A 26,083-nucleotide genomic window follows, 5' to 3' on the forward strand; every position below is an offset into this window, starting at 1 on the left:
AATTCAGGCGCAAACTTCAGTTACCAGTTTTGCCAGCTCTTCGGCATAGCCGCGAACCTGTGTTTCGTCCTCGCCCTCGACCATTACACGCACCAAAGGCTCGGTACCCGACTTGCGCAGCAAGACCCGGCCACGCCCCGCCATGGCGGCAGTCACGCGCTCACTGGCCTCTTTGACAGCTGGATGCTCGATAGGGTTGTCACCGCCTGCAAAGCGCACGTTGAGCAGCACTTGCGGGCACTTGCGCAACGCCTGCCGCGCCTGGGCCAGGCTTTCTTCACGGCGACGCAGCGCCAGCAGCACCTGCAGCGCCGCAATGATCGCATCCCCGGTAGTCGTGTGCTGGAAGCAGACGATATGACCGGAATTTTCGCCACCCACCTGCCAATTACGCTCCAGCAGGTCGGCAATCACGTAGCGGTCACCGACATTGGCGCGCACAAACGGGATCCCCAGATCTGCCAGGGCCAGCTCCAGGCCAAGATTGCTCATCAAGGTACCGACGACGCCGCCTTGCAGCTTGTTACGCTCATGCAGGTCACGGGCGATGATGAACAACAGGTCGTCGCCATCGACGATCGCGCCAGTGTGGTCGACCATCAATACGCGGTCGCCATCACCATCGAACGCGATGCCCAAGTCGGCATGCTCAGCCAGGACAGCCGCCTGCAACTGCCCCATGTGGGTTGAGCCGCAGTTGTCGTTGATGTTCAGGCCGTTCGGCTGCGCCGACAGTACAGTAACGTCTGCGCCAAGCTCCTTGAACACACTCGGTGCGACTTTGTACGTCGCGCCGTGGGCGCAGTCGATGACGACCTTCAACCCGGCAAAATTGGTGCTGCTAGGCACGCTGCTTTTGCAGAATTCGATGTAACGGCCGGAAGCGTCGTTAATCCGCGATACCTTGCCCAGCTTGCTCGATTCGACGACGGTCATCGGCGCATCCAGCAACTCTTCGATCATGTGCTCGATCTCATCCGGCAGCTTGGTGCCCTGGCCCGAGAAGAACTTGATGCCATTGTCATCGTGGGGATTGTGCGAAGCGCTGATCACGATACCGGCTTCAGCATGAAAGGTACGCGTCAGGTAAGCGATCGCCGGCGTAGGCATCGGCCCCAACAGCATCACATCAGCGCCGGCAGCAGACAGACCTGCCTCCAGCGCAGACTCAAACATATAACCCGAGATACGCGTGTCCTTACCCACCAGGATACGGCAGGCCCCCATGCTGCGGAACGCCATGCCGGCGGCCCAGCCCAGCTTGAGCATGAAATCGGGAGTAATCGGGAATTCGCCGACCCGACCGCGAATGCCATCGGTGCCAAAATACTTTTTAGTCATAAGTGCTCCATCATTCTTATTCGGCTGATTCAACCGCTGCGATCATCCGCACTACATCTATCGTCTCGGCCACGTCATGCACGCGCAAGATGCGCGCACCCTTGACCACGGCAAGTGCCGCAAGTGCCAGGCCGCCATGCAGCCGCTCACCCACCGGACGATTCAACGCCAGACCTATCATGCTCTTGCGCGAAACCCCGACCAACAAGGGGCGACCAAGGGCATGCAGGGATTCCATATGCTTGAACAGGCTTAAATTGTGCTGCAAGGTCTTGGCAAAGCCAAATCCCGGGTCGAGGATTATCCGCTCGGGAGCAATCCCCGCCGCCGCGCATTGAGCCATGCGCTCAGCAAGGAAGCCTTTCACTTCACCGACCAGATTGTCGTAATGCGGGTCGTCCTGCATCGTGCCCGGCTCGCCAAGCATATGCATCAGACAAACCGGCAGCCCCGTCGCGGCGGCCGCATCCAGAGCGCCATCGCGCTGCAAAGAGCGCACATCGTTGATCAACCCTGCACCCAGCCGCGCAGTTTCGCGCATAACGGCAGGGGTCGAGGTGTCGACAGAGATGATGACGTCCAGCTCTTGATGGATGCGCTCGACAATCGGAGCAACCCGTTCCAGCTCCTCCAGGGGAGAAACTGCGCGCGCACCGGGCCGGGTTGATTCGCCACCGACGTCAATCAGAGTCGCACCGGCAGCCACCATCGCTTCCGCATGGCGCAACGCAGCATCAAGCTGACTGAAGCGACCACCATCGGAAAAGGAATCAGGGGTTACATTAAGAATGCCCATAACGTGTGTATGGGCCAAATCAAGAACCCGGCTGCCGCAAGGCAACCGGGTCGAGGACAACGCAGAAGTCATTTCAAACCTTAATGGTCAGCAGCCGGGCCGCCGATCGGGGCTTCAGGGCGTTCGTTCTGTACCACTGGCGGCGTGCCCGAAGTACCCGAACCACCTTCCCAATCGCGAGGCTCGCGAGGCGTACGACCGGCCATGATGTCGTCAATCTGCTCGGCATCAATGGTCTCGTACTTCATCAGGGCATCAGCCATGGCGTCGAGCTTGTCGCGGTTGTCGGTGAGGATCTGCTTGGCCGTGCCGTAGCACTGGTCAATGATGCTGCGCACCTCGGAGTCGATCAGCTTGGCTGTCTCGCCGGAGAAGCTGGCAGCTTGACCACCACCACCGCGACCCAGGAATACTTCGCCTTCTTCCTCGGCATACATCAAAGGACCGAGTTTCTCCGACAGACCCCACTTGGTCACCATGTTCCGTGCAATCTGGCTGGCACGCATGATGTCGTTGGAGGCACCGGTGGTAACACCGTCGAAGCCCAGGGTCATCTCTTCGGCGATCCGGCCGCCATACAGCGAGCAGATCTGGCTGATCAAGGCACGCTTGGAGAGGCTGTAGCGATCCTCTTCCGGCAGGAACATGGTGACGCCCAGCGCCCGGCCACGAGGAATGATCGATACCTTGTAGACCGGGTCATGCTCAGGCACAACGCGACCAACAATGGCGTGACCGGCTTCATGATAAGCGGTGTTCTGCTTCTCTTTCTCGGACATGACCATGGATTTGCGCTCGGCGCCCATCATGATCTTGTCTTTCGCCAGCTCGAACTCCTTCATTTCAACGATGCGCTTGCCGGTACGGGCGGCAAACAGCGACGCCTCGTTCACCAGGTTGGCAAGGTCGGCACCGGAGAAGCCTGGAGTACCACGGGCAATCACGGCCGGAGCCACGTCGTCGCCCATTGGCACTTTGCGCATGTGCACTTTCAGGATCTGCTCACGACCACGGATGTCTGGCAACCCGACAACGACCTGACGGTCAAAACGGCCCGGACGCAGCAAAGCGGGGTCGAGTACGTCTGGACGGTTGGTTGCAGCGATCACGATGATGCCGTCGTTCATTTCAAAGCCGTCCATCTCAACCAGCAACTGGTTAAGCGTCTGCTCACGCTCATCATGACCGCCGCCCATGCCGGCGCCACGATGGCGACCAACGGCGTCGATTTCATCGATGAAGATGATGCACGGGGCGTGCTTCTTGGCCTGTTCGAACATATCGCGAACACGGCTGGCACCTACACCGACGAACATTTCGACGAAGTCGGAACCGGAAATGGTGAAGAAAGGTACTTTGGCTTCGCCGGCAATGGCCTTGGCCAACAGGGTTTTACCGGTACCTGGCGGGCCAACCATCAGCACACCGCGAGGAATACGGCCACCCAGGCGCTGGAACTTGCCCGGATCGCGCAGGAACTCAACCAGTTCGCCCACTTCTTCCTTGGCTTCGTCGCAGCCTGCAACGTCAGCCAAGGTGGTTTTCACCTGATCTTCGGAAAGCAGGCGTGCCTTGCTCTTGCCGAAGCTCATCGGCCCGCCCTTGCCTCCCGCACCACCTTGCATCTGGCGCATGAAGAACATGAACACGGCGATAATCACCAGTATCGGGAAGCTGGCCACCAGGAGCTGGGTCCAGATGCTCTGCTGCTCAGGCTGCTTGCCTTCGACAACCACGTGGTTATCCACCAGGTCGCCGATCAGGCCATTGTCCTGGATTGCCGGACGGATGGTCTTGAAGCTGTCGCCATCGTTGCGCTTGCCGGTAATCACGTAGCCATCAACCGCTACGCGCTCGACCTTGCCATCCTTAACTTGCTGGATGAAGTCGGAATAGTTGAGGGTCTGCGGCTCGTTAGGGCTGGAGAAGTTGTTCATCACCGTCACGAGGACAGCCGCGATGATCAACCACAGGATCAGATTCTTTGCCATATCGTTCAATTAACTACCCTCTGAAGCAAGCTCCGCTACTGGCGCGTGCTTCGCATGATATTCACCGGCCTAACTTACTACATTACCTACAACTCTGGCAGGCGCCGTCTGTAACCCTTTGTGAAACTTTGACTACACAATATTCGTAAAGCTTCATGACGAAAGCGATATAAAAAAACCTATCGCCTCCGTCAAATTTCTCAAAAACGCTCTTCACTGGCAGCGCCTTCAATGCCACGGAAGCCGCGACCCAGCAAATACTGCTCGCGAGACCTGTCCCGGGAAGAGTCAGGCTTGCGTGTCTGTACCTTGTCGAACAGTTTGCGGATGTTCTTGTGATACTCGTCGAAGCCTTCACCCTGGAAGACCTTGACCAGGAAGTCACCACCCGGACGCAGTACCCGCCCTGCCAGGTCCAGTGCCAATTCGCACAGGAACATGGCTCGCGGCATATCAACAGCCGGTAATCCACTCATATTGGGGGCCATATCGGAAATCACAAGGTCTACCTGCGAATTTCCGACGGCCTCAAGGATCTGTGCCAGCACTTCATCCTGGGTAAAATCGCCGTGAACAAAGGTCACGTCAGGGATGCTGTCCATTTCCAGGATGTCGGAAGCGATCAAACGACCTTGTCCACCAATCAGACGACTGGTCACCTGGGACCAGCCACCCGGGGCGGCACCCAGGTCGATAACGCTCATGCCAGGACGGATCAACTTGTCCTTTTCCTGGATCTCCAGCAGTTTGTAGCTGGCCCGGGAACGGTAGCCATCCTTTTGCGCCATTTTGACGTAAGGGTCGTTGAAATGCTCTTGCAGCCACTTAAGGCTAGTTTTGGAACGGGCCACGGGCCACCTCGAAAATAAAACGGGTCGTGATTAACTGGGCGGTCCCGGACTCGCTCGGGTAAACTGGCCGCCGCTTTTTACAAGATCAGACGCAGGGGTCAGATTATGCCGCTCACTCAAGAGCAGAAGAAACAGTACAAATCCATTGGCCACCATCTGAAACCAGTTTTGATTGTGGCTGACAACGGTTTGACTGAAGGTGTGTTAGCCGAACTTGAACGCGCATTGGGCGATCACGAGCTAATCAAGATCAAGGTCAGCATCCTTGATCGCGAGGCGCGCCTGGCAGCTATTGCAGAACTGTGCAAGGCTGGCAAAGCGGACCTGGTTCAGGTCATCGGCAAGATGGCGCTGCTGTATCGCAAGAACTTCAGCGCCAACAAGCAACTGTCGAACGTACACCGCTTCAAGTGAAACAAGGGTCACGGGCGTGCTTCGCACGCCCTGCCACTCCATCCTGGCGCCGGCTGTACAACCAGCACCAACCCGGAAAACCCTAGCACAAGATAGCTGAACAGCTGCCAGCGCAACGCCTCCGGCAGAAAGATGCGCACCACGCAAAACATTGCGCACGCATACAGCGCCATCAACAGCAGTTGCCCGCGAATATCCCGCCACAGACTCCCCAAGCCTTCGGCCTTGATCAGCACCAGCGCCTGAAGCGTCACGCACGCCGCTGCAAAACCTACCAGCAACGCGCTTAATAATCCGCTGACCTCATCGATCAGCAACGGTGCCAGGCCAATCAGGCCCAGCGCCGGCAGCACACCAATATGTAACAGCCATAGGCCGCCAACCCAAAGCATCTGGGCAAACTGCCAAAGCATGGCGCCCGCACGAAGCGGGCGCCGTCTTTCAGATGTGACGAACTTCGACAATCTCGTACTCGATCACGCCACCAGGCGTCTTGACGGCCACCACGTCACCCTCTTCCTTGGCAATCAAGGCGCGGGCCAGCGGCGAACCGACGGAGATCTTGCCGAGTTTGAAGTCGGCCTCGTCTTCACCCACGATGTGGTAAACCACGCTTTCGTCAGTCTCGACGTTGGCGATTTCCACGGTGGTGCCGAAAATCACCTTGCCGGTATGCGGGATGGTCGTGACGTCGATAACCACCGAATTCTGCAGGCGGCCTTCGATGTCACGGATCCGCGCCTCGACCATACCTTGCTGCTCGCGGGCAGCATGGTATTCAGCGTTTTCCTTCAGGTCACCCAATTCCCGGGCCGTACCGATGTCCTGGCTCAGCTTCGGACGGACGACCTTGGTCAGGTGGGCGTGCTCTTCTTCCAGGGCTTTTGCGCCCTGGACGGTCATTGGGTATTTGATCATGCCTTCAATCCTGCGTGTAGATCCTGCAAGCGACGCACGGTTTTTTCAGGACCGAACTTCAGCGCTTCGCAGATAGCTTCGCCAGCAGCAATGGTGGTGGTGCAGTAGATCTTGTGCTGCAAGGCGTTACGACGAATGGAGTAGGAGTCCGCGATCGACTGGCGACCTTCGGTGGTGTTGATGATCAAGGTGACTTCGTCATTCTTGATCATGTCGACCACGTGTGGACGGCCTTCCGTCACCTTGTTCACGCGACGCACTTTCAGGCCGGCAGCCTCGATCAGCTTGGCGGTCCCGGCAGTGGCCACGACTTCGAAGCCCAAGTTGATCAGATCACGGGCCACGCCTGCAACCAGCGGCTTGTCATCATCGCGCACGCTGATGAACGCAGTACCGCCGGTAGGCAGCACCTCGCTGGCGCCCATCTGGGCTTTGGCGAATGCTTCACCGAAGGTATCGCCCACGCCCATCACTTCACCGGTGGACTTCATCTCCGGGCCCAGGATCGGGTCCACACCAGGGAATTTGGCGAATGGGAACACCGCCTCTTTCACACTGTAGAAGTTCGGAATGATTTCCTTGGTGAAGCCGATTTCCTTCAAGGTCTTACCGGCCATCACACGGGCAGCAATCATTGCCAGGGAAACACCGATGCACTTGGAAACAAACGGCACGGTACGCGAGGCGCGCGGGTTGACTTCGATGACGTAGATGTCTTCGCCTTGCAGCGCCAACTGTACGTTCATCAGGCCGACCACGCCCAGCTCCAGGGCCATTTTCTTGACCTGTTCGCGCATCTCGTCCTGGATGTGTGCAGGCAGCGAGTATGGCGGCAGCGAACAAGCGGAGTCACCGGAGTGAACGCCAGCCTGTTCGATGTGCTGCATGATCGCGCCGATCACCACGTCGGTGCCGTCGCAGACCGCATCCACGTCCATCTCGATGGCGCAGTTGAGGAAGTGGTCCAGCAGCACCGGGCTATCGTTGGACACTTTCACCGCATCACGCAGGTAACGCTTGAGTTCGTCTTCTTCGTAGACGATTTCCATCGCCCGGCCACCCAGTACGTAGGACGGACGCACCACCAGCGGGTAACCAATCTTGCTGGCCGCGCGGATCGCTTCGTCTTCGCTGCGCACAGTGGCGTTTGGCGGCTGACGCAGGTTCAGGCGCTCAACCATCTGCTGGAAGCGCTCACGGTCTTCGGCACGGTCGATAGCGTCAGGGCTGGTACCGATGATCGGCACGCCAGCAGCTTCAAGTGCGCGAGCCAGTTTCAACGGGGTTTGGCCGCCGTACTGGACGATCACGCCTTTTGGCTTCTCGACACGGCAGATTTCCAGTACGTCTTCCAGCGTTACCGGCTCGAAGTACAGACGGTCGGAAGTGTCGTAGTCAGTAGAAACAGTTTCCGGGTTGCAGTTGACCATGATGGTCTCGTACCCGTCTTCGCGCAGGGCGAGAGCGGCGTGTACGCAGCAATAATCGAACTCGATGCCTTGGCCGATACGGTTTGGACCGCCGCCCAGGATCATGATCTTGTCGCGGCCCGACGGCGCGGCTTCGCACTCTTCCTCGTAGGTGGAGTACATGTATGCAGTGTCGGTGGCGAACTCGGCCGCACAGGTATCAACGCGCTTGTAGACCGGGAAGATGTCCAGCTTGTGGCGATGGGTGCGCAGGTTCTTCTCGGTCACGCCCAGCAGCTTGGCCAGACGCATGTCGGAGAAACCTTTGCGCTTGAGGCGGAACATCAGGTCGCGGTCGATGGAGGACAGACCGAGGGTCTTGACCTTCTCTTCTTCCTTGATCAGATCTTCGATCTGCACCAGGAACCACGGGTCGATCATGTTCATGCCGAAGATGTCTTCGACGGTCATGCCGGCGCGGAAAGCATCGGCCACGTACCAGATACGCTCGGCACCCGGCACGGTCAGCTCGCGCTTGAGCACGCTCATGCTATCCGGGTTGCTCAGGTCGAGCTTCTCGTCCAGACCGCAAACGCCCACTTCCAGGCCGCGCAGGGCTTTCTGCAGGGACTCCTGGAAGGTGCGGCCGATGGCCATGACTTCACCGACCGACTTCATCTGAGTGGTCAGGCGGGCGTCGGCTTTCGGGAATTTCTCGAAAGCGAAGCGTGGCAACTTGGTGACGACGTAATCGATCGACGGCTCGAAGGAAGCCGGTGTTGCGCCGCCGGTGATTTCGTTCTGCAGCTCGTCCAGGGTGTAACCGATCGCCAGCTTGGCGGCGATGCGCGCAATCGGGAAGCCGGTAGCTTTCGATGCCAGCGCCGAAGAACGCGATACACGCGGGTTCATCTCGATCACAACCATGCGGCCAGTGTCCGGGCAGATGCCGAACTGGACGTTGGAGCCACCGGTTTCCACACCGATCTCACGCAGCACCGCCAAAGAGGCGTTACGCATGATCTGGTATTCCTTGTCCGTCAGGGTCTGTGCCGGCGCAACGGTGATCGAGTCACCGGTGTGCACGCCCATCGGGTCGAAGTTTTCGATCGAGCAGACGATGATGCAGTTGTCCTTCTTATCGCGGACAACCTCCATCTCATATTCTTTCCAGCCGATCAGGGATTCGTCGATCAGCAGCTCTTTGGTCGGAGACAGGTCCAGGCCGCGGGCGCAGATTTCTTCGAACTCTTCACGGTTGTAAGCGATACCGCCGCCGGTGCCGCCCATGGTGAAGGACGGACGGATGATGCACGGGAAGCCCAGGCGCTCCAGGACCGCGTTGGCCTCTTCCATGCTATGGGCGATACCGGAACGCGGGCAATCAAGGCCGATGGACTTCATGGCCTTGTCGAAACGCGAACGGTCTTCAGCCTTGTCGATGGTGTCGGCATTGGCGCCGATCATCTCTACGCCGAACTTCTCCAGGACGCCTTCGCGCTCCAGGTCCAGTGCGCAGTTCAGGGCGGTCTGGCCACCCATGGTTGGCAGCAGTGCGTCCGGACGCTCTTTCTCGATGATCTTGGCAACGGTCTGCCACTTGATCGGCTCGATGTAGGTGGCGTCGGCCATGTCCGGGTCGGTCATGATGGTGGCCGGGTTGGAGTTCACCAGGATGACGCGGTAGCCCTCTTCGCGCAGGGCTTTACAGGCCTGGGCGCCGGAGTAGTCGAATTCGCAGGCCTGGCCGATCACGATCGGGCCAGCGCCGAGAATCAGGATGCTTTTTATGTCTGTACGTTTTGGCATGGGTTTGTCACTCAAATCCGCAGGTCAGTCGGCAAGCCGTCTTGAACAATCTTTGAAGAGCCCGAGGGGGCCGCCGGTTTCCCGGGCCGCCCTCAGGCCGCTCAGTTAGCGTCGCTTGGCCATCTCATTGATGAAACGGTCGAACAGCGGCGCTACGTCGTTCGGGCCCGGGCTTGCTTCAGGGTGGCCCTGGAAGCTGAACGCGCTCTTGTCGGTGCGCTCGATACCTTGCAGGGAACCGTCGAACAGCGACTTGTGAATCGCCCGGACGTTGCCCGGCAGCGTCGCTTCATCCACCGCAAAACCATGGTTCTGGCTGGTGATCATCACGACGCCAGTGTCCAGGTCCTGCACCGGGTGGTTGGCACCGTGGTGGCCGTGACCCATTTTTAGGGTCTTGGCGCCGGAAGCCAGGGCCAGCAGTTGGTGGCCGAGGCAGATGCCGAACACCGGGATCTCGGTTTCCAGCACTTCCTTGATCGCCTTGATGGCGTAGTCGCAAGGCTCCGGGTCACCCGGGCCGTTGGACAGGAACACGCCGTCCGGCTGCAGGGCCAGTACGTCGCTGGCCGGGGTCTGCGCAGGCACCACGGTCACGCGGCAACCGCGCTCGACCAGCATGCGCAGGATGTTGTGCTTGATACCGTAGTCGTAGGCCACGACGTGGTACGGCAGTTCGGAAGCTTCGATGGTCGCGTGGCTGTCGGTCTTCAAGTCCCAGACGGTGGAGCGCCACTCGTACGTTTCCTTGGTGCTGACGACTTTCGCCAGATCCATGCCTTTCAGGCCAGGGAAACCTTGGGCCGCTGCAATCGCTGCTTCTTCGGAGATGTTGTCACCGGCCATGATGCAGCCGTTCTGCGAGCCTTTTTCACGCAGGATGCGTGTCAGGCGACGCGTATCGATACCGGCGATCGCCACAACGTTGTTGGCTTTCAGGTAATCGGACAGGGACATCGTGTTACGCCAGTTGCTCGCTACCAGTGGCAGGTCACGAATGACCAGGCCAGCCGACCAGACACGATCAGACTCGGCGTCTTCCGGTGTAGTACCGGTGTTGCCGATGTGCGGATAGGTCAGGGTAACGATCTGTTGGGCGTAGGAAGGATCAGTAAGGATTTCCTGATAGCCGGTCATGGCGGTGTTGAACACCACCTCTCCAACGGTCTGACCGTCGGCTCCAATGGCTTCGCCGCGAAAAATGCTGCCATCAGCAAGGGCGAGTATGGCTGGCTTAGTCAAGAAGACCTCCCGTAAATAAAGCCTGAAAGGGCGATCGCAGGTTGTAAAAAAGCGGAGTGACGTATGGACACGTCACCCCGCTTCTTCACTGAATTATTCTGCGCGCTTTTAGTGGACACACTAAAGCTGTAGCTTACAGAAAAAGGCTTTTTTGGTCCACCGCTAATGAGCCTTAAAGGCAGGGGAATACGACAGGACGTCGCCTAGCGGGTAAAAACGGGGCCTCAGCATATTCCTGAGACCCCGTTTTAGCTACTTCTTAATGCAGGTCCAGCACGTCGCGCATGTCGTACAGGGCCGGCGCACGACCCTCAAGCCACAGCGCCGCACGTACAGCACCCTTGGCGAACGTCATACGGCTAGACGCCTTGTGGGTGATCTCAAGACGCTCACCCTCGGTTGCGAACAGCACGGTGTGATCGCCCACCACATCACCGCCGCGAACGGTGGCAAAACCGATGGTGTCGTGGGCGCGGGCACCGGTATGGCCTTCGCGGCCATACACCGCCACCTTCGACAGGTCACGACCCAGGGCATCGGCAATCGCCTCGCCCATACGCAATGCCGTACCGGACGGCGCATCGATCTTGTGCCGGTGATGAGTCTCGATGATCTCGATGTCAGCCTCATCACCCATCACCCGCGCCGCCATGTCGAGCAGCTTCAGCGACAGATTGACGCCGACGCTGAAATTGGCCGCGAACACGATTGGAATATCCTTGCCCGCCTCCACCAGCAGCTGCTTTTGCTCGGCGCTCAGGCCCGTTGTGCCGATCACCATGGCCTTGCCCGCCTTGCGGCAGAACGCCAGGTTTTTCAGCATCACGTCCGGCAGGGTGAAATCGATCAGCACGTCGAATTCGTCGGCAACCTGCTCCAGATTGCCGGACAACGAAACACCGATCCGCCCCAGGGACGCCAACTCACCCGCATCCGCACCTATCAAGGTGCTGCCGGGACGAACAATCGCCGCCGTCAGCCCGGAGGCCGGCGAGCGCGCCTGCACGGCCTCGACCAGGGTCTTGCCCATGCGCCCGGCAGCGCCCATCACCGCGATACGTCGCATACTCACTTCCTTACAGGTCGCCGAAGAAGCGCTTCACGCCTTCGAACCAGCCGGTGGTTTTTGGCGAATGAGTGTCATCGCCGGCCAGGGAGCTGCGGAACTCTTCCAGCAGTTCGCGCTGACGACGCCCCAGGTTCACCGGCGTCTCTACCGCCACACGGCACATCAGGTCACCAGCACCGCCACCGCGCACCGGCGCAACGCCTTTGCCACGGATACGGAATTGCTTGCCGGTCTGCGTACCCTCAGGGATCTTCAGCTTGACCCGACCGTCCAGCGTCGGAATCTCAAGCTCGCCACCCAAGGCCGCATCGACAAAGCTGATCGGCACTTCACAGAACAAATGCTTGCCGTCGCGCTGGAAAATCGAGTGCTCGCGCACATTGATCACCACATACAGGTCGCCCGTCGGGCCGCCCTGAGTGCCCGCCTCGCCTTCGCCCGACAGACGAATGCGGTCGCCAGTATCAACACCCGCCGGCACTTTCACCGAGAGAGTCTTGTACTCTTCGACACGCCCTTCGCCGTGGCACGAGTCGCACGGATCGGAAATGATCTTGCCCTGGCCGTGGCAGCGCGGGCAGGTTTGCTGCACCGAGAAGAAGCCTTGCTGCATGCGTACCTGGCCGATACCGCCGCAAGTCGGGCAAGTGATCGGCGAGGAGCCTTTCTTGGCGCCCGAACCGTCGCACGGCTTGCAATTGACCAGCGTCGGAACACGGATATTGACGCTGGTGCCGCGCACCGCTTCTTCCAGGTTCAGTTCCAGGGTGTAGCGCAGGTCGCTGCCACGCTGGGCACCGCCACGCTGGCCACCGCGGCCGCCGCCAAAGAAGTCGCTGAACACGTCGCCGAAAATATCGGAGAAGTTCTGCCCGCCGAAACCGGCACCGCCGCCACCCATGCTTGGGTCGACACCGGCATGGCCATACTGGTCGTAAGCGGCGCGCTTGTTCGGATCACACAGGCATTCGTAGGCCTCATTGGCCTCTTTGAACAGCTCTTCGGATTCTTTGCTATCCGGATTACGGTCCGGGTGGTGCTTCATTGCCAGGCGACGGTAAGCCTTTTTCAGGTCCGCCTCGCTGGAGCCGCGCTCCACACCCAACACTTCGTAATAGTCACGCTTTGCCATAAGTCTTTGCACTCTTAAGGACGTCCGGCAAAACCCTCCTGAGCCTTGCCAAACTCGTTGAGCCCCAATACAGGCCCGGACCCAACTCACGTCAATTCAACGATCCTGGTCGTTACTGCTTTCAACCGGAAACCGGCCAAAAACGCGGTGACTGTCGTCCGGAAAGCAGGAGCATTCCCGATCACACCGCCAGCATCCGAGCGTTGTCGCATGCTGTAAAAATTCGCGTACCCCAGACACGCCAACGCGGGAGCAAGCTCCCGCGCGGCGACATCCTACCAGTCACCGCTTGTGAGCGGTCAACCGGGCGACCAAGTTACTTCTGGTCTTTGACTTCTTCGAACTCGGCATCGACAACATCGTCGTGCTTGGCTTCAGGTTCTGCCTGGTGTGCAGCACCATCAGCCGGCTGGCCTTGTTCGGCGTACATTTTCTGAGCCACTGGTGCAGAGACTTTCGACAGCTCTTCAACCTTGGCTTCGATGGCGGCCTTGTCGTCGCCTTTAACGGCGGCTTCCAGGGCAACTACTGCGGCTTCGATTGCAGTTTTCTCTTCGGCAGTCACTTTGTCGCCAGCGTCAGTGATCATTTTGCGAGTCGAGTGAACCAGTGCATCACCCTGGTTACGGGCAGCGGCCAGTTCTTCGAACTTGCGGTCTTCGTCAGCGTTGGCTTCAGCGTCACGGATCATCTGCTGGATTTCTTCCTCGGACAGACCCGAGTTAGCCTTGATCACGATCGACTGAGTCTTGCCGGTGGCCTTGTCTTTGGCGCCTACGTGCAGAATGCCGTTGGCGTCGATGTCGAAGGTCACTTCAATTTGTGGCACGCCACGTGGTGCTGGTGGAATCTCGGCCAGGTCGAACTTGCCCAGGGACTTGTTCTGACCGGCTTGCTTACGCTCACCTTGCAGCACGTGAATGGTCACGGCGCCCTGGTTGTCGTCGGCAGTCGAGAACACTTGCGATTTCTTGGTAGGAATCGTGGTGTTTTTCTCGATCAGCGCAGTCATCACGCCGCCCATGGTTTCGATACCCAGGGTCAGCGGGCTTACGTCCAGCAGCAGAACGTCTTTCACGTCGCCGGCCAATACCGCGCCCTGGATGGCAGCACCCATGGCAACTGCTTCGTCCGGGTTCACGTCTTTACGCGCTTCTTTACCGAAGAACTCGGTAACCAGCTTCTGAACCAGTGGCATACGGGTCTGACCGCCCACCAGGATCACGTCGTTGATCGCGCCAACGTCGATACCCGAGTCTTTCAGCGCAATGCGGCAAGGCTCGATGGTGCGTTGAACCAGGTCTTCTACCAGCGCTTCCAGCTTGGCGCGGGAGATTTTCACGTTCAAGTGCTTAGGACCGGTAGCGTCTGCAGTGATGTACGGCAGGTTCACGTCGGTCGAATTGCTCGAAGACAGTTCGATCTTGGCTTTCTCAGCGGCTTCTTTCAGGCGCTGCATGGCCAGCGGGTCACCCTTGAGGTTCATGCCGCTTTCTTTCTTGAATTCGTCAACGAGGTAGTCGATCAGACGAATGTCAAAGTCTTCACCGCCCAGGAACGTGTCACCGTTGGTGGCCAACACTTCGAACTGGTGCTCGCCATCGACTTCAGCGATTTCGATCACGGAAACGTCGAAGGTACCGCCACCCAGGTCGTAAACGATCACAGTGTGGTCGCCCTTGGCCTTGTCCATACCGTAGGCCAGAGCGGCTGCGGTTGGTTCGTTGATGATACGTTTCACGTCCAGGCCAGCAATACGGCCGGCGTCTTTGGTCGCCTGGCGCTGGCTGTCGTTGAAGTAGGCCGGAACGGTGATCACCGCTTCAGTCACGGCTTCACCGAGGTAGTCTTCGGCGGTTTTCTTCATCTTTTTCAAGATTTCAGCCGAGATTTGTGGCGGCGACATTTTCTGGCCGTTCACTTCAACCCAGGCGTCACCGTTGTCAGCCTTGGCGATTTTGTACGGGACCATCTTGATGTCTTTCTGTACGACTTCTTCGTCGAACTTACGACCGATCAGACGCTTCACCGCGTACAGGGTGTTATGCGGATTGGTCACAGCTTGACGCTTGGCGGACTGGCCCACCAGGATTTCGCCGTCGTTGGCATAAGCCACGATGGACGGAGTGGTGCGTGCGCCTTCGGCGTTTTCAATAACTTTGGATACGCCGTTTTCCAGCACGGAGACGCAGGAGTTGGTAGTCCCCAGGTCGATACCGATAATTTTGCCCATGATTTACTCTCCCGAAACTTAGATTTTTTTGCCGCAGCAGTGGTGGCTAACTGCGGCAGTACTTAAACGCTTGACTTATAGATGGGGCCGTTACGACTTATTTCAAGCCTGCTCATCAATAGAAGGTGCAACCGGTGCAGGAGCCTTGCTCACCACAACCATTGCCGGGCGCAGCAAGCGACCGTTGAGCTGGTAACCCTTCTGGAACACCTTCAATACGCTGTTCGGCTCAAGATCAGCGTTTTCCTGCATCGCCATTGCCTGGTGATGCTCGGCATTGAACGGCTCGCCGCCTTGCGGATCGATGGCTTCCAGCTGATAACGCTTCAGGGTGTCCTGGAACATTTTCAGGGTCAGTTCGATCCCTTCGCGCATTGGGCGGATGTTTTCGTCGTCCGGGTTGGACAGCTCAAGGCCACGCTCCAGGCTGTCGATGATCGGCAACAGATCACCGGCAAATTTTTCCAGGGCGAATTTGTGAGCTTTTTCTACATCCTGCTCGGCGCGGCGGCGGACGTTCTGCAGATCGGCGGCAACACGCAACGATTGATCCTGTGCGCCTGCCAATTGCTCTTCGAGCACTTGCACACGAGCGGCCAGGTCTTCACCTGCGGCCTGGTTGGCGTCTGGATTTTGCGTATCCTGCGTCTGTTCGTCAGCCATAGATTTCTCCTTTCAAAATCATGCGCGAACTCGACTCGCGCTTCTGTTCCGGTATATGGGGCCACAATTTTCAGGTTCAAGGGTTGAGGCGTTACCAAAAGTCTTTCACTTGTCCTGGATCAATTCTTATCAATCATTCCCTGTTGCGCTTAAAAAGCGATTTATTCAAGCAAATCGGACTAAGCATCAGGATTGTCACCTCCAAACAAAACACTGTATAAATAACCAGACCTAAAGCCTGGGAGCGGCCGTCATGCTGGTGCACCTGTCCGTACATAACTACGCCATCGTTGAACACCTGGATCTTGAACTGGATCGCGGGATGAGCGTAATCACAGGCGAAACCGGCGCCGGCAAGTCGATCATGCTCGACGCCCTGGGCCTGACCCTGGGTGATCGCGCCGACAGCGGGGTGGTACGCCCGGGCGCCGACAAGGCCGACATCCTCGCCACCTTTGACCTGGCCGATATCCCGGAAGCCGAGGCCTGGCTTGCCGAGCGCGACCTTAACAATGAAGGCCCGTGCATCCTGCGCCGGGTGATCACGGCCGAAGGGCGCTCCCGCGGCTATATAAATGGCACGCCCTGCCCGCTCGGCGACCTGAAAGCCCTGGGCGAACTGCTGATCGATATCCACAGCCAGCATGAACACCAGTCCCTGCTGAAAACCGACACCCATCGCCGACTCCTCGACGAGTACGCCGGCGCCACGGACCTTGCGCGCCAAGTGCAACTGGCCGCGCAACGCTGGCGCCAGACCCGCCAGGAGCTGGAGCGCCTCTCCAACTCCGGCGACGAGCAGCGCGCCCGTCACCAGTTACTCAGCTACCAACTGGAAGAACTGGAAAGCCTGGGGCTCGGCGAGACAGAACTGGAGCAACTGGAACAGGAACACAAGAACCTGACCAACGCCGAAACCCTGCTGGGCATCTGCCGGCAAGTGGTGGAGCAGTGCAGCGAAAGTGATTCCGGCAATGTGCTCAACGCCCTGACTGCCAGCCTGAACCGACTATCCAGCGTGAATAACGCATCAGGCTCGCTGAACGAAGCCACCACCTTGCTGACCAGCGCGCAAATCCAGGTAGAAGAAGCCGTGGGCGAACTGAACCGTTTCCTCGATCACTTCGATGCCGACCCAGCCCGCCTGCAGGATATAGAAGAGCGCCTGGACACCATCTACACCCTGGCGCGCAAACACCGGATCCAGCCGACCGAAGTCGCAACCATGCAGCAAAAGCTGCTGGATGAAATTGAAACCCTGAACGCTAATGACGAATCCATCGAGCGACTGGGTGAAGAGCTGGCGTCCTTTGCTCGCCATTATCAAGAGAAAGCCCGAGAACTCAGCGACCTGCGCCATCAGGCAGCGACCGGCCTGGCCAGCGCGGTGGAGCAGGAAATCCAGCGCCTGGGCATGCCCGGCGGGCGCTTCACCATCGAGTTGCACACCAACACCAGCAATGAACTGCTGCCCAACGGCCTTGAACAGGTAGAACTGCTGGTCAGCGCGAACCCAGGCCAGCCACTCAAGGCACTGGCAAAGGTAGCTTCCGGCGGCGAGCTGTCTCGGATCAGCCTGGCGATTCAGGTGATCACCGCCCAGACCTCTCGCGTGCCTACACTGGTATTCGATGAAGTGGACGTAGGGATCGGCGGCCCGACTGCCGAGATCGTGGGCCAGTTGTTGCGCCGGCTGGGCGATCGCGGCCAGGTACTGACCGTTACCCACTTGCCACAAGTAGCCGCCCAAGGGCATCAGCACTTGTTCGTGCACAAGGTGCGAGGCAGCGATGCGACCCATACCGCCGTGTCCAAGCTGAACAAGACCGAACGGGTAGAAGAAGTGGCACGGATGCTCGGCGGCATCGACCTGACCAAGGAGTCCTTGGCTCACGCGAAGAAAATGGTGGTAACCGCGAAGGTCTGAAGCCTGGCTTACTGAGTATTTTCTTTCTATAGAAAGCACGAAGGCGACCCTAGGGTCGCCTTCGATCGTTTCGCAGAGCGAATCTGCGTAGCTTTCTTACTTTTTCTTACGTATGTAGAGAACCAGATTGTGGTCCACCAAATCGAATCCATGCTGCTCAGCGATCATGTGCTGGAGCTTCTCGATTTCCGGACTGGTGAACTCGATAACCTCATTGGTATCCAGGTCAACCATGTGGTCGTGATGACCGCCGTCGGCCAATTCGAACACTGCATGACCGCCGTCGAAATTATGACGAACCACCAGTCCTGCTGCTTCAAACTGGGTCAGAACACGGTAAACCGTGGCCAGGCCGACGTCCTCGTTAGACTCCATCAGCGCCTTGTATACATCCTCGGCACTCATGTGGCGCTGCTCAGCAGAATCGAGCATTTGTAGAATCTTGACTCGTGGCAGAGTCACTTTAAGACCGGCTTTGCGTAGTTCGCTATTTTCAACCATGGTTAGCTTTCTCGCGGATGCTGCTTCGCAGCTTCTCTTAATACGGGTATGATCGGCGTTTACGTTGTCCCAGCCAAGATAGTGGAAGTCGCCCACCGATGCAAAACACCAAGCTCTTGCTAACCAGTTTCACCTTTGTGGGACTGCTCGCACTCGCCGGTTGTTCATTCCCCGGGGTTTACAAAATCGACATCCAGCAGGGCAATGTCGTCACGCAGGACATGATAGACCAGTTACGCCCGGGAATGACCCGACGGCAAGTACGGTTTATCATGGGCAATCCCCTGCTGACCGACACATTCCATGCCGATCGCTGGGATTATCTCTATAGCATCCAACCTGGTGGCGGTGAACGCCTGCAGGAGCGGGTCAGTGTCATCTTCAATGGCAATGACCAGCTCGTCAGCCTGTCGGGGGACTTCAAACCGGGCGTAAGCCGCGATGAAGCCTTGCTGGGCAAGGACAACGGCACCACCGCTCCTGCGCCCGCGCAGAACGAGGAGAAGCCCAAGTCCGAGGTACCGGCCAAGCCTGGCTCGTTGCTGGACGAGATCCAGAAAGGCGTCGACGGCGTGCAAACCGTTCCGGTGCCAACTCCAGAACCTCTGGACGCCAGCCCGCAGTAAGTTTGTAACGCTCGATAAAAAGCCCGGCATGCCGGGCTTTTTGTTGTCTGCCGTTTCTCAAGCTATGAATTCTGCTGTTTTGCCTTGGCAGCCTTCGCCGCACGCAAGCGACGTATCTCCATCGGATCTGCCAGCAATGGCCGATAGATCTCGATTCGGTCTCCAGCCTGCACCACACGCACGTCAGCGTCTGCCACCACCTTGCCGAAAATCCCCAAGGGGCAATCCTGCAGATTCAGCTCCGGAAATTGCGCAGCCATTCCCGAGCCCAACACTGCGGCCCTGAGGGTTGAGCCCGGCGCCACTGCCAGGCTCATCAACACCTGGCGATCCACCGCGGCATACACCACCTCGATTTCAACCAATGGCTCAGCCATGCATTTGCTTGGCGCGTTGGCAAAACGCGTCCACCAGAGTATTCGCCGCCTGATTGAACAGTGGCCCCAGGGTGGCACGCACGATAGGGCCGGCATAGTCGAACGACAGGTCCAGGCTGATCTTGCAGGCTTTCTCGTTCAACGCCTTGAACACCCACACACCGTGCAACTGAGTGAACGGACCTTCTTCGAGATTCATCTCGATGGACTGCCCGGGCACCAGCGTGTTGCGCGTGACAAAGTGCTGGCTCAAGCCGCCCTTTGCCACCCCCACGCTGGCAACCATGTGCTCATCACTGCTCTCCAACACCTCGGCAGTCGAACACCAAGGCAGGAACTCCGGGTAACGCGCCACGTCGTTGACCAGGTCATAGAGCGCCTGTGCCGGATAAGGCAGCAGGGCCGAACGTTGAATATGCGTCGTCATGTGAGCGTTATTTCCACAGCTGAGCGGCAAACATCGCGAAAGGACAACAGGATTCGCGAAAGAAAAAAATCAAAAACCAGCCTGCATTGTCCGGGATTCATTCAACACGCTCAAGCACGCAGGTTGACCGTAGCCGACGCGCTCGCAACTCCCTATAATGCCGCCCCTATGGCTAAACAAAAGAAACACCCAACAGGGACCATCGCGCAAAATAAAAAGGCGCGACACGATTACTTCATCGAACATCGTTTCGAGGCTGGTCTGGTCCTGGCCGGCTGGGAAGTAAAAAGTCTGCGTGCCAGCAAGCTGCAGCTGGTCGACAGTTATGTGCTGCTCAAAGACGGCGAGGCATGGCTGCTCGGCAGTCATATCACGCCGCTGATGACCGCGAGCACCCACGTGATCGCCGACCCGGTGCGCACGCGCAAGCTGTTGCTCAATGCCCGCGAGCTTGAAAAGCTCCACGCCGCCGTGCAGCAAAAGGGCTACGCCTGTGTCTGCCTGTCGTGGTACTGGAGCAAGCACCTGGTCAAGTGCGAGATCGCACTGGGCAAGGGCAAGAAGGAATACGACAAGCGTGATACCGAGCGCGAGCGCGATTCCAACCGGGAATTGCAGCGTGCCGTGCGCAACAAGGGCAAGGAAGACTGACTTTCTTGTGACTTGATGTGGATGACGGAGCCCGCTCCCTCATCCACAGCATTTGCTACATCCCTTTGCGCCGTTCCGCCCGGGCCATGCGCTGAACCTCCTGCCGCACTTCCTCCAGCACTTCCTGCACATACAGCAGGTGACGTGTTGAGACTTCCCGTGCCTGCTCGGCACGCCCCTCGATAATCGCCAGGTACAGGTCCCGATGCTGATTGATCAGCATGTCGCGGGTCTCCGTACGCTGCTGGTACATGCCGCCAATATTGGTCACCACATTACGCTTGAGCAGGTCGAACAGGCCGCGAATGGTGTGCAGCAATACCGCGTTATGGCTGGCCTCGGCGATGGCCAGGTGAAACCTCGCATCCGCCGCGCCCTCTTCCGCCCGGCTCACTTCATCCGACCGCGTGTAGCAATCCTGCAACTCCTCGAACGCTGCCGTTAGCCGCTCGCGGTCCACCTCAGTGGCACGCAACGCTGCGTAATACGCGCACGAGGCCTCCAGGGTCTGACGAAACTCCAGAAGATCACGCTGAGCCTCCGGATTATTTTCCAGCAGATGCAGCAGCGGATCACTGAAGGTTGAACCCAACGACTCCACCACATAATTGCCACCACCTTGGCGACTGATCAGCAAACCTTTTGCCACCAGCTTCTGGATCGCCTCACGCAACGACGGCCGCGACACCCCGAACTGCTCGGCCAGTGCGCGCTCGGCCGGCAAGCGCTCGCCCGACTTCAGCGTGCCCTCAAGGATCATGCCCTCAAGCTGCTCGACGATGTCGTCAGACAAACGGCGCTGACGCACCTGATCAAACCCCATAACTCACTCTCCACCATCCCGACCACTCGCCGGGGCCCCTATTCTGGCCTATCGCCGCGTATCCGGCACCTATCAGAGCGCCCTCGTTTAAGCCAATCAGCACCCACCAACCCCGACCTACGACCAAAGATTCACAAGCGGCAAATTGACACATCCCCCAGAAGGCTTTTAACCTAGCCAACGGTGATTGTAAATTGGTAATACCAATTACCCAAATCATCCAAGCAGTGCCTGACCAACAACAATTAGGGGCCACCCCATATGCAAACCTGGCAACAGCTCTACAGCCCGCTCGGCAGCCTCGGCCTGTCCGCACTGGCCGCCGTCATTCCCATCGTATTTTTCTTCCTGGCCCTGGCGGTGTTTCGCCTCAAAGGCCACGTTGCGGGCAGCATCACCCTGGCACTGTCGATCCTGGTGGCGATATTTGCCTTCCAGATGCCGGTCGACATGGCGCTCGCCGCCGCCGGTTATGGCTTCGCCTACGGCCTGTGGCCAATCGCCTGGATCATCGTCGCCGCCGTATTCCTGTACAAACTGACGGTCAAGAGCGGCCAGTTCGAAATCATCCGCAGCTCCGTGCTGTCGATTACCGACGACCAGCGCCTGCAAGTGCTGCTGATCGGCTTCTGCTTCGGCGCGTTCCTGGAAGGCGCCGCCGGTTTCGGCGCACCGGTGGCGATTACTGCCGCACTGCTGGTAGGCCTGGGTTTCAACCCGCTGTATGCCGCCGGCCTGTGCCTGATTGCCAACACCGCCCCCGTTGCGTTCGGCGCACTGGGGATTCCGATCATCGTGGCCGGGCAAGTGACCGGGATCGACGCGTTTAAGATCGGCGCCATGGCCGGTCGCCAGCTGCCGCTGCTGTCGCTGTTCGTGCCGTTCTGGCTGGTGTTCATGATGGACGGCCTGCGCGGCGTCAAGGAAACCTGGCCTGCCGCGCTGGTTGCGGGCCTGAGCTTCGCCGTTACCCAGTTCTTCACCTCGAACTACATCGGCCCGGAACTGCCGGACATCACCTCGGCCCTGGCCAGCCTGATTTCCCTGACCCTGTTCCTGAAAGTCTGGCAGCCCAAGCGCAGTGCCGGCGCGCAAATCGCTGGCGCAACGTCCGGCACTGCCGTCACTGCCAGCGCCGGTGGCTTTGGCCTGCCTCGCAACACCCTGGCTTCGCCTTACAGCCTGGGGGAAATTTTCAAGGCCTGGTCGCCGTTCCTGATCCTGACCGTGCTGGTCACCATCTGGACCCTCAAGCCCTTCAAGGCGATGTTCGCCGCCGGCGGCGCGATGTACAGCTCGGTATTCAACTTTGCGATCCCGCACCTGGATCAACTGGTGATCAAGGTTGCGCCCATCGTTGCTACGCCAACGGCCATCCCCGCGGTATTCAAGCTTGATCCGATTTCGGCAACCGGCACGGCGATTTTCTTCTCCGCCCTGGTATCGATGCTGGTGCTGAAGATTGATTTCAAAACTGGTCTGACCACCTTGAAAGAAACCTTTTATGAGCTGCGCTGGCCGATCCTTTCCATCGGCATGGTGCTGGCCTTTGCCTTCGTCACCAACTATTCGGGCATGTCATCAACCATGGCCCTGGTGCTGGCAGCTACCGGCGCGGCATTCCCGTTCTTCTCGCCATTCCTCGGCTGGCTCGGGGTATTCCTGACGGGTTCTGATACTTCATCCAATGCCCTGTTCAGCTCGCTGCAAGCCACCACCGCGCACCAGATCGGCGTCAACGACACCTTGCTGGTAGCGGCGAACACCAGCGGCGGCGTGACCGGCAAGATGATCTCGCCGCAGTCGATTGCCGTGGCATGCGCCGCCACTGGCCTGGTGGGCAAGGAATCCGACCTGTTCCGCTTTACCCTCAAGCACAGCCTGTTTTTCGCGACGATCGTCGGGCTGATCACCTTGGCCCAGGCTTACTGGTTCACCGGTATGCTGGTGCACTAAGACCTGCACGCGATAGGGTAAGAACCGACGCCGGGCAGCGATTCCGGCGTCTGCTATTTCTGGAGGACCGATGAGCCTGCCTGCTGCTTTTCTGAGCGACGCCGCACAACTGATCCCGAAAGATCGTCGTTTCGACGATCCACTTTCCACCCTCGCCTTCGGCACCGACGCCAGCTTTTACCGACTGATCCCACAACTGGTGATCCGTGTCGAGTCGGAAGATGAGGTGGTGGCGCTGCTGCAACTGGCTCAACGCGATCGCGTGCCGGTGACCTTTCGTGCGGCGGGCACCAGCCTTTCCGGACAGGCAATCAGCGACTCGGTACTGATCGTGCTGGGGGACAATTGGAACGGGCGTGAGATTCGCGGCCAGGGCACACAAATTCGTCTGCAGCCCGGCGTGATCGGGGCGCAGGCCAACGCCTGGCTGGCACCGTTCGGGCGCAAGATCGGCCCGGACCCGGCGTCGATCAATGCCTGCAAGATTGGCGGCATCGTCGCCAACAATGCCAGCGGCATGTGCTGCGGCACGGCGCAGAATACCTATCACACCCTCGCAGGAATTCGCCTGGTGCTGGCCGATGGCAGCCGCTTGGACACAGAAGATCCGGCCAGTGTTGCGGCCTTTCGCCAACGTCACGGCGACCTGCTTGAACGCCTGGCAACCCTGGGTCGCGAAACCCGGGCAAATGCTGAACTGGCTGCAAAAATCCGCCACAAATACCGTCTGAAAAATACCACCGGGTTGTCACTCAACGCCCTGGTGGATTTCGACGAGCCACTGGATATCCTCAGCCATTTGCTGGTCGGCTCCGAAGGCACCCTGGGTTTTATCAGCGCAGTGACCTACGACACGGTGATCGACCACCCGAACAAAGCCTCGGCCCTGATCGTGTTCCCGGATGTGGAAACCTGCTGCAACGCAGTGACGGCACTCAAAACCCAACCTGTTTCAGCGGTTGAACTACTGGACCGGCGCAGCATGCGTTCGGTGCAGGACAAACCCGGCATGCCGGCTTTCGTACAGCAGCTATCGGAAAATGCCTGCGCCCTGCTGATCGAATCCCGCGCCGCCTCGCCCTCGCTGCTGCATGAGCAACTGGCGCTGATCATGGCTTCCCTGGCCAGCTTCCCGGTGGAGAAACAAGTCGACTTCACTGAAGACCCGGTGGAAAACGCCCGCCTGTGGGCAATCCGCAAAGACACCTTCCCCGCCGTGGGCGCCGTGCGCAAAACCGGCACCACCGTGATTATCGAAGACGTGACCTTCCCGGTGGAACAACTGGCCATTGGCGTTAATCGCCTGATCGAGTTGTTCGACAAACATCACTACGACGAAGCGATCCTTTTCGGACACGCCCTGGAAGGCAATCTGCACTTTGTGTTCACTCAAGGCTTCAACAGCGCGGAAGAAGTCGCACGCTACCAGGCGTTCATGGACGACGTCGCACAACTGGTGGCCGTGGAGTTTGGCGGTTCGTTGAAGGCGGAGCATGGCACCGGTCGCAACATGGCGCCCTTCGTCGAGCTGGAATGGGGCAGCGATGCCTACCAATTGATGTGGCAGGTCAAGCGCCTGCTTGACCCCAACGGCATTCTCAACCCGGACGTGGTGCTCAGCGAAGACCCGCAAATCCACCTCAAGCACCTCAAGCCACTGCCCGCCGCCGACGAGCTTGTGGATAAGTGCATCGAGTGCGGTTTCTGCGAACCGGTGTGCCCGTCGAAGGGGCTGACCCTGAGCCCGCGCCAGCGCATTGTGATCTGGCGTGATATCCAGGCCAGGAAACGCGCCGGTATCGACACCACTGAACTGGAAGCGGCCTATCAATACCAGGGCATCGACACCTGCGCGGCGACCGGGCTTTGTGCTCAGCGTTGCCCCGTGGGAATCAATACCGGCGACCTGGTGAAAAAGCTGCGCAGCCGCGACGCCGACCGTACGAAAACCGCCGAATGGCTGTCGACGCATTTCGCCACGGCACTGCAAGGTGCGCGCTTCACCCTGCACGTGGCCAACGGTGCGCGCATGCTGCTGGGCGCTCCGCGACTGGCGAAGCTCTCGGCCACGGTAACCCGGCTGTCCAAGGGGCAAATCCCCCAATGGACCAACGCCATGCCGCAACCGGAAAAGGCCATTCGCTTCAGCCCCGCCGTGAGCGATGAGCGACCCCGCGTGGTGTACCTCGCCGCCTGCGTATCACGCGCGATGGGCCCGGCAGCCGGCGACCACGAACAGATGTCGCTGTACGACAAAACCCGTGGCCTGCTGGAAAAAGCCGGTTACCAGGTAGTCTTCCCCGACAATCAGGACAACCTCTGCTGCGGCCAACCATTCGCATCCAAGGGCTACGCCGAACAAGCCGAACACAAACGCCAGGAACTGATCGGCGCCCTGCTCCACGCCAGCCGTGGCGGCCTCGACCCGATCTACTGCGACACCAGCCCGTGCACCCTGCGCCTGGTCCAGGACCTGGCCGAAACCCGTCTCGACCTCTACGACCCCGTGCGTTTTATCCGCACGCACCTGATGGACCGCCTCGACTTCACCCCCCAGGAAGCCCCGATCGCCGTGCATGTCACCTGCAGCACCCAGCATTTAGGAGAAAGCCAGGCGCTGATCGACTTGGCCAGGCGTTGCAGCAAAAACGTGGTGATCCCTGAAGGCATTCATTGTTGTGGTTTTGCCGGCGACAAAGGCTTTACCACGCCCGAATTGAATGCCCACTCGCTACGCACCCTGAAGGACGCCGTGCAGTATTGCAGCGAGGGCATCTCCACCAGCCGTACGTGTGAGATTGGCCTGACACAACACGGTGGAATTGATTACCACGGCCTGGTGTACCTGGTGGATCGAGTAACCCAGGCGCGCGCCCACTAGGGCCGCCCTCTTTGGGTGCAAAACCTAATGATTTCGGGGTTTTTCG

Annotated in this window: 22 protein-coding genes; 6 read left to right on the forward strand and 16 right to left on the reverse strand. The window is 59.0% G+C overall.

Annotated features, from left to right (window positions below):
* Positions 1 to 3: 3 nt before the first annotated feature.
* From glmM to rlmE, 4 genes are all read right to left on the reverse strand, one after another.
* Positions 4 to 1,341 carry a phosphoglucosamine mutase gene (gene glmM, locus HX824_RS14485; protein ID WP_003212196.1) on the reverse strand — a complete coding sequence of 446 codons (1,338 nt, stop codon included), beginning with the start codon at positions 1,339 to 1,341 and terminating at the stop codon, positions 4 to 6.
* 16 nt (positions 1,342 to 1,357) lie between these two features.
* The gene (folP, locus tag HX824_RS14490) at positions 1,358 to 2,209 is read right to left on the reverse strand and encodes a dihydropteroate synthase (RefSeq protein ID WP_102368079.1); all 852 of its coding nucleotides are present in this window, start codon (positions 2,207 to 2,209) and stop codon (positions 1,358 to 1,360) included.
* Between the two features lie 8 nt (positions 2,210 to 2,217).
* Entirely contained in the window at positions 2,218 to 4,128 is a 1,911-nt protein-coding gene (ftsH, locus tag HX824_RS14495) for an ATP-dependent zinc metalloprotease FtsH (protein WP_008436840.1), read from the reverse strand.
* A gap of 200 nt (positions 4,129 to 4,328) precedes the next feature.
* Positions 4,329 to 4,979, reverse strand: a complete 651-nt coding sequence (gene rlmE / locus HX824_RS14500; protein ID WP_003212203.1) for a 23S rRNA (uridine(2552)-2'-O)-methyltransferase RlmE — start codon at positions 4,977 to 4,979, stop codon at positions 4,329 to 4,331.
* A gap of 105 nt (positions 4,980 to 5,084) precedes the next feature.
* Between rlmE and yhbY the strand changes: the two genes are divergently transcribed.
* The gene (gene yhbY / locus HX824_RS14505) at positions 5,085 to 5,393 is read left to right on the forward strand and encodes a ribosome assembly RNA-binding protein YhbY (RefSeq protein WP_003212205.1); all 309 of its coding nucleotides are present in this window, start codon (positions 5,085 to 5,087) and stop codon (positions 5,391 to 5,393) included.
* An 8-nt stretch (positions 5,394 to 5,401) separates the two neighbouring features.
* Here yhbY and HX824_RS14510 read toward each other — a convergent pair whose 3' ends face one another.
* The 8 genes from HX824_RS14510 to grpE all read right to left on the reverse strand — a co-directional run bounded on the left by HX824_RS14510 (position 5,402) and on the right by grpE (position 15,868).
* Positions 5,402 to 5,806, reverse strand: a complete 405-nt coding sequence (locus HX824_RS14510; RefSeq protein ID WP_003212207.1) for a hypothetical protein — start codon at positions 5,804 to 5,806, stop codon at positions 5,402 to 5,404.
* A gap of 28 nt (positions 5,807 to 5,834) precedes the next feature.
* Positions 5,835 to 6,311 carry a transcription elongation factor GreA gene (gene greA / locus HX824_RS14515; protein WP_003212209.1) on the reverse strand — a complete coding sequence of 159 codons (477 nt, stop codon included), beginning with the start codon at positions 6,309 to 6,311 and terminating at the stop codon, positions 5,835 to 5,837.
* Positions 6,308 to 9,529 carry a carbamoyl-phosphate synthase large subunit gene (gene carB / locus HX824_RS14520; RefSeq protein ID WP_177050987.1) on the reverse strand — a complete coding sequence of 1,074 codons (3,222 nt, stop codon included), beginning with the start codon at positions 9,527 to 9,529 and terminating at the stop codon, positions 6,308 to 6,310. Before carB ends, greA begins: the two co-directional genes overlap by 4 nt.
* A gap of 105 nt (positions 9,530 to 9,634) precedes the next feature.
* Complete coding sequence (gene carA / locus HX824_RS14525; protein WP_177050978.1) at positions 9,635 to 10,771, reverse strand: glutamine-hydrolyzing carbamoyl-phosphate synthase small subunit; 1,137 nt, start codon at positions 10,769 to 10,771, stop codon at positions 9,635 to 9,637.
* 259 nt (positions 10,772 to 11,030) lie between these two features.
* Positions 11,031 to 11,837 (reverse strand): 4-hydroxy-tetrahydrodipicolinate reductase, encoded by an 807-nt coding sequence (gene dapB / locus HX824_RS14530; RefSeq protein WP_003212216.1) that lies wholly within the window; start codon positions 11,835 to 11,837, stop codon positions 11,031 to 11,033.
* Positions 11,838 to 11,847: 10 nt separating this feature from the next.
* Entirely contained in the window at positions 11,848 to 12,972 is a 1,125-nt protein-coding gene (gene dnaJ / locus HX824_RS14535; protein WP_003212219.1) for a molecular chaperone DnaJ, read from the reverse strand.
* Positions 12,973 to 13,288: 316 nt separating this feature from the next.
* Complete coding sequence (gene dnaK / locus HX824_RS14540) at positions 13,289 to 15,205, reverse strand: molecular chaperone DnaK (protein WP_177054705.1); 1,917 nt, start codon at positions 15,203 to 15,205, stop codon at positions 13,289 to 13,291.
* A gap of 102 nt (positions 15,206 to 15,307) precedes the next feature.
* On the reverse strand, positions 15,308 to 15,868 hold the full coding sequence (grpE, locus tag HX824_RS14545) for a nucleotide exchange factor GrpE (RefSeq protein ID WP_003212224.1): 561 nt from the start codon (positions 15,866 to 15,868) through the stop codon (positions 15,308 to 15,310).
* Positions 15,869 to 16,121: 253 nt separating this feature from the next.
* On the opposite strand from grpE, the gene recN reads away from it, so the two are divergent.
* Complete coding sequence (recN, locus tag HX824_RS14550) at positions 16,122 to 17,795, forward strand: DNA repair protein RecN (protein ID WP_017478557.1); 1,674 nt, start codon at positions 16,122 to 16,124, stop codon at positions 17,793 to 17,795.
* Positions 17,796 to 17,891: 96 nt separating this feature from the next.
* On the opposite strand, the gene fur is transcribed toward recN, so the two are convergent.
* Positions 17,892 to 18,296 carry a ferric iron uptake transcriptional regulator gene (gene fur, locus HX824_RS14555; RefSeq protein ID WP_003212228.1) on the reverse strand — a complete coding sequence of 135 codons (405 nt, stop codon included), beginning with the start codon at positions 18,294 to 18,296 and terminating at the stop codon, positions 17,892 to 17,894.
* A 98-nt stretch (positions 18,297 to 18,394) separates the two neighbouring features.
* On the opposite strand from fur, the gene HX824_RS14560 reads away from it, so the two are divergent.
* Positions 18,395 to 18,922 carry an outer membrane protein assembly factor BamE gene (locus HX824_RS14560; protein ID WP_177054706.1) on the forward strand — a complete coding sequence of 176 codons (528 nt, stop codon included), beginning with the start codon at positions 18,395 to 18,397 and terminating at the stop codon, positions 18,920 to 18,922.
* A gap of 62 nt (positions 18,923 to 18,984) precedes the next feature.
* On the opposite strand, the gene HX824_RS14565 is transcribed toward HX824_RS14560, so the two are convergent.
* Together HX824_RS14565 and HX824_RS14570 are read right to left on the reverse strand one after the other, a co-directional pair.
* A complete protein-coding gene (locus tag HX824_RS14565; RefSeq protein ID WP_177009217.1) occupies positions 18,985 to 19,299 on the reverse strand; it encodes an RnfH family protein in 315 nt (104 codons plus the stop codon).
* On the reverse strand, positions 19,292 to 19,726 hold the full coding sequence (locus HX824_RS14570) for a type II toxin-antitoxin system RatA family toxin (protein ID WP_003212236.1): 435 nt from the start codon (positions 19,724 to 19,726) through the stop codon (positions 19,292 to 19,294). Before HX824_RS14570 ends, HX824_RS14565 begins: the two co-directional genes overlap by 8 nt.
* A 168-nt stretch (positions 19,727 to 19,894) precedes the next feature.
* Between HX824_RS14570 and smpB the strand changes: the two genes are divergently transcribed.
* Entirely contained in the window at positions 19,895 to 20,377 is a 483-nt protein-coding gene (gene smpB / locus HX824_RS14575) for an SsrA-binding protein SmpB (RefSeq protein ID WP_003212238.1), read from the forward strand.
* Between the two features lie 55 nt (positions 20,378 to 20,432).
* Here smpB and HX824_RS14580 read toward each other — a convergent pair whose 3' ends face one another.
* Positions 20,433 to 21,200 carry an FCD domain-containing protein gene (locus HX824_RS14580; RefSeq protein WP_003212240.1) on the reverse strand — a complete coding sequence of 256 codons (768 nt, stop codon included), beginning with the start codon at positions 21,198 to 21,200 and terminating at the stop codon, positions 20,433 to 20,435.
* Between the two features lie 261 nt (positions 21,201 to 21,461).
* Here HX824_RS14580 and HX824_RS14585 point away from each other — a divergent pair, with 261 nt between their 5' ends.
* Positions 21,462 to 23,156: a lactate permease LctP family transporter gene (locus tag HX824_RS14585; protein WP_102604506.1), complete on the forward strand. Its 1,695-nt coding sequence runs from the start codon at positions 21,462 to 21,464 to the stop codon at positions 23,154 to 23,156.
* 70 nt (positions 23,157 to 23,226) lie between these two features.
* On the forward strand, positions 23,227 to 26,037 hold the full coding sequence (locus tag HX824_RS14590) for an FAD-binding and (Fe-S)-binding domain-containing protein (RefSeq protein WP_177054707.1): 2,811 nt from the start codon (positions 23,227 to 23,229) through the stop codon (positions 26,035 to 26,037).
* Positions 26,038 to 26,083: the final 46 nt, after the last annotated feature.

Source organism: Pseudomonas sp. D4002 (assembly GCF_013385665.1).
GTDB lineage: Bacteria > Pseudomonadota > Gammaproteobacteria > Pseudomonadales > Pseudomonadaceae > Aquipseudomonas.

Bases quoted from the DNA above. Each gene is read 5' to 3' on its own strand.
- glmM (WP_003212196.1), bottom strand. From the start codon at position 1,341: ATGACTAAAAAGTATTTTGGCACCGATGGCATTCGCGGTCGGGTCGGC.
- folP (WP_102368079.1), bottom strand. From the start codon at position 2,209: ATGACTTCTGCGTTGTCCTCGACCCGGTTGCCTTGCGGCAGCCGGGTT.
- ftsH (WP_008436840.1), bottom strand. From the start codon at position 4,128: ATGGCAAAGAATCTGATCCTGTGGTTGATCATCGCGGCTGTCCTCGTG.
- yhbY (WP_003212205.1), top strand. From the start codon at position 5,085: ATGCCGCTCACTCAAGAGCAGAAGAAACAGTACAAATCCATTGGCCAC.
- HX824_RS14510 (WP_003212207.1), bottom strand. From the start codon at position 5,806: ATGCTTTGGCAGTTTGCCCAGATGCTTTGGGTTGGCGGCCTATGGCTG.
- greA (WP_003212209.1), bottom strand. From the start codon at position 6,311: ATGATCAAATACCCAATGACCGTCCAGGGCGCAAAAGCCCTGGAAGAA.
- carB (WP_177050987.1), bottom strand. From the start codon at position 9,529: ATGCCAAAACGTACAGACATAAAAAGCATCCTGATTCTCGGCGCTGGC.
- dapB (WP_003212216.1), bottom strand. From the start codon at position 11,837: ATGCGACGTATCGCGGTGATGGGCGCTGCCGGGCGCATGGGCAAGACC.
- dnaJ (WP_003212219.1), bottom strand. From the start codon at position 12,972: ATGGCAAAGCGTGACTATTACGAAGTGTTGGGTGTGGAGCGCGGCTCC.
- dnaK (WP_177054705.1), bottom strand. From the start codon at position 15,205: ATGGGCAAAATTATCGGTATCGACCTGGGGACTACCAACTCCTGCGTC.
- grpE (WP_003212224.1), bottom strand. From the start codon at position 15,868: ATGGCTGACGAACAGACGCAGGATACGCAAAATCCAGACGCCAACCAG.
- recN (WP_017478557.1), top strand. From the start codon at position 16,122: ATGCTGGTGCACCTGTCCGTACATAACTACGCCATCGTTGAACACCTG.
- fur (WP_003212228.1), bottom strand. From the start codon at position 18,296: ATGGTTGAAAATAGCGAACTACGCAAAGCCGGTCTTAAAGTGACTCTG.
- HX824_RS14560 (WP_177054706.1), top strand. From the start codon at position 18,395: ATGCAAAACACCAAGCTCTTGCTAACCAGTTTCACCTTTGTGGGACTG.
- HX824_RS14565 (WP_177009217.1), bottom strand. From the start codon at position 19,299: ATGGCTGAGCCATTGGTTGAAATCGAGGTGGTGTATGCCGCGGTGGAT.
- HX824_RS14570 (WP_003212236.1), bottom strand. From the start codon at position 19,726: ATGACGACGCATATTCAACGTTCGGCCCTGCTGCCTTATCCGGCACAG.
- smpB (WP_003212238.1), top strand. From the start codon at position 19,895: ATGGCTAAACAAAAGAAACACCCAACAGGGACCATCGCGCAAAATAAA.
- HX824_RS14580 (WP_003212240.1), bottom strand. From the start codon at position 21,200: ATGGGGTTTGATCAGGTGCGTCAGCGCCGTTTGTCTGACGACATCGTC.
- HX824_RS14585 (WP_102604506.1), top strand. From the start codon at position 21,462: ATGCAAACCTGGCAACAGCTCTACAGCCCGCTCGGCAGCCTCGGCCTG.
- HX824_RS14590 (WP_177054707.1), top strand. From the start codon at position 23,227: ATGAGCCTGCCTGCTGCTTTTCTGAGCGACGCCGCACAACTGATCCCG.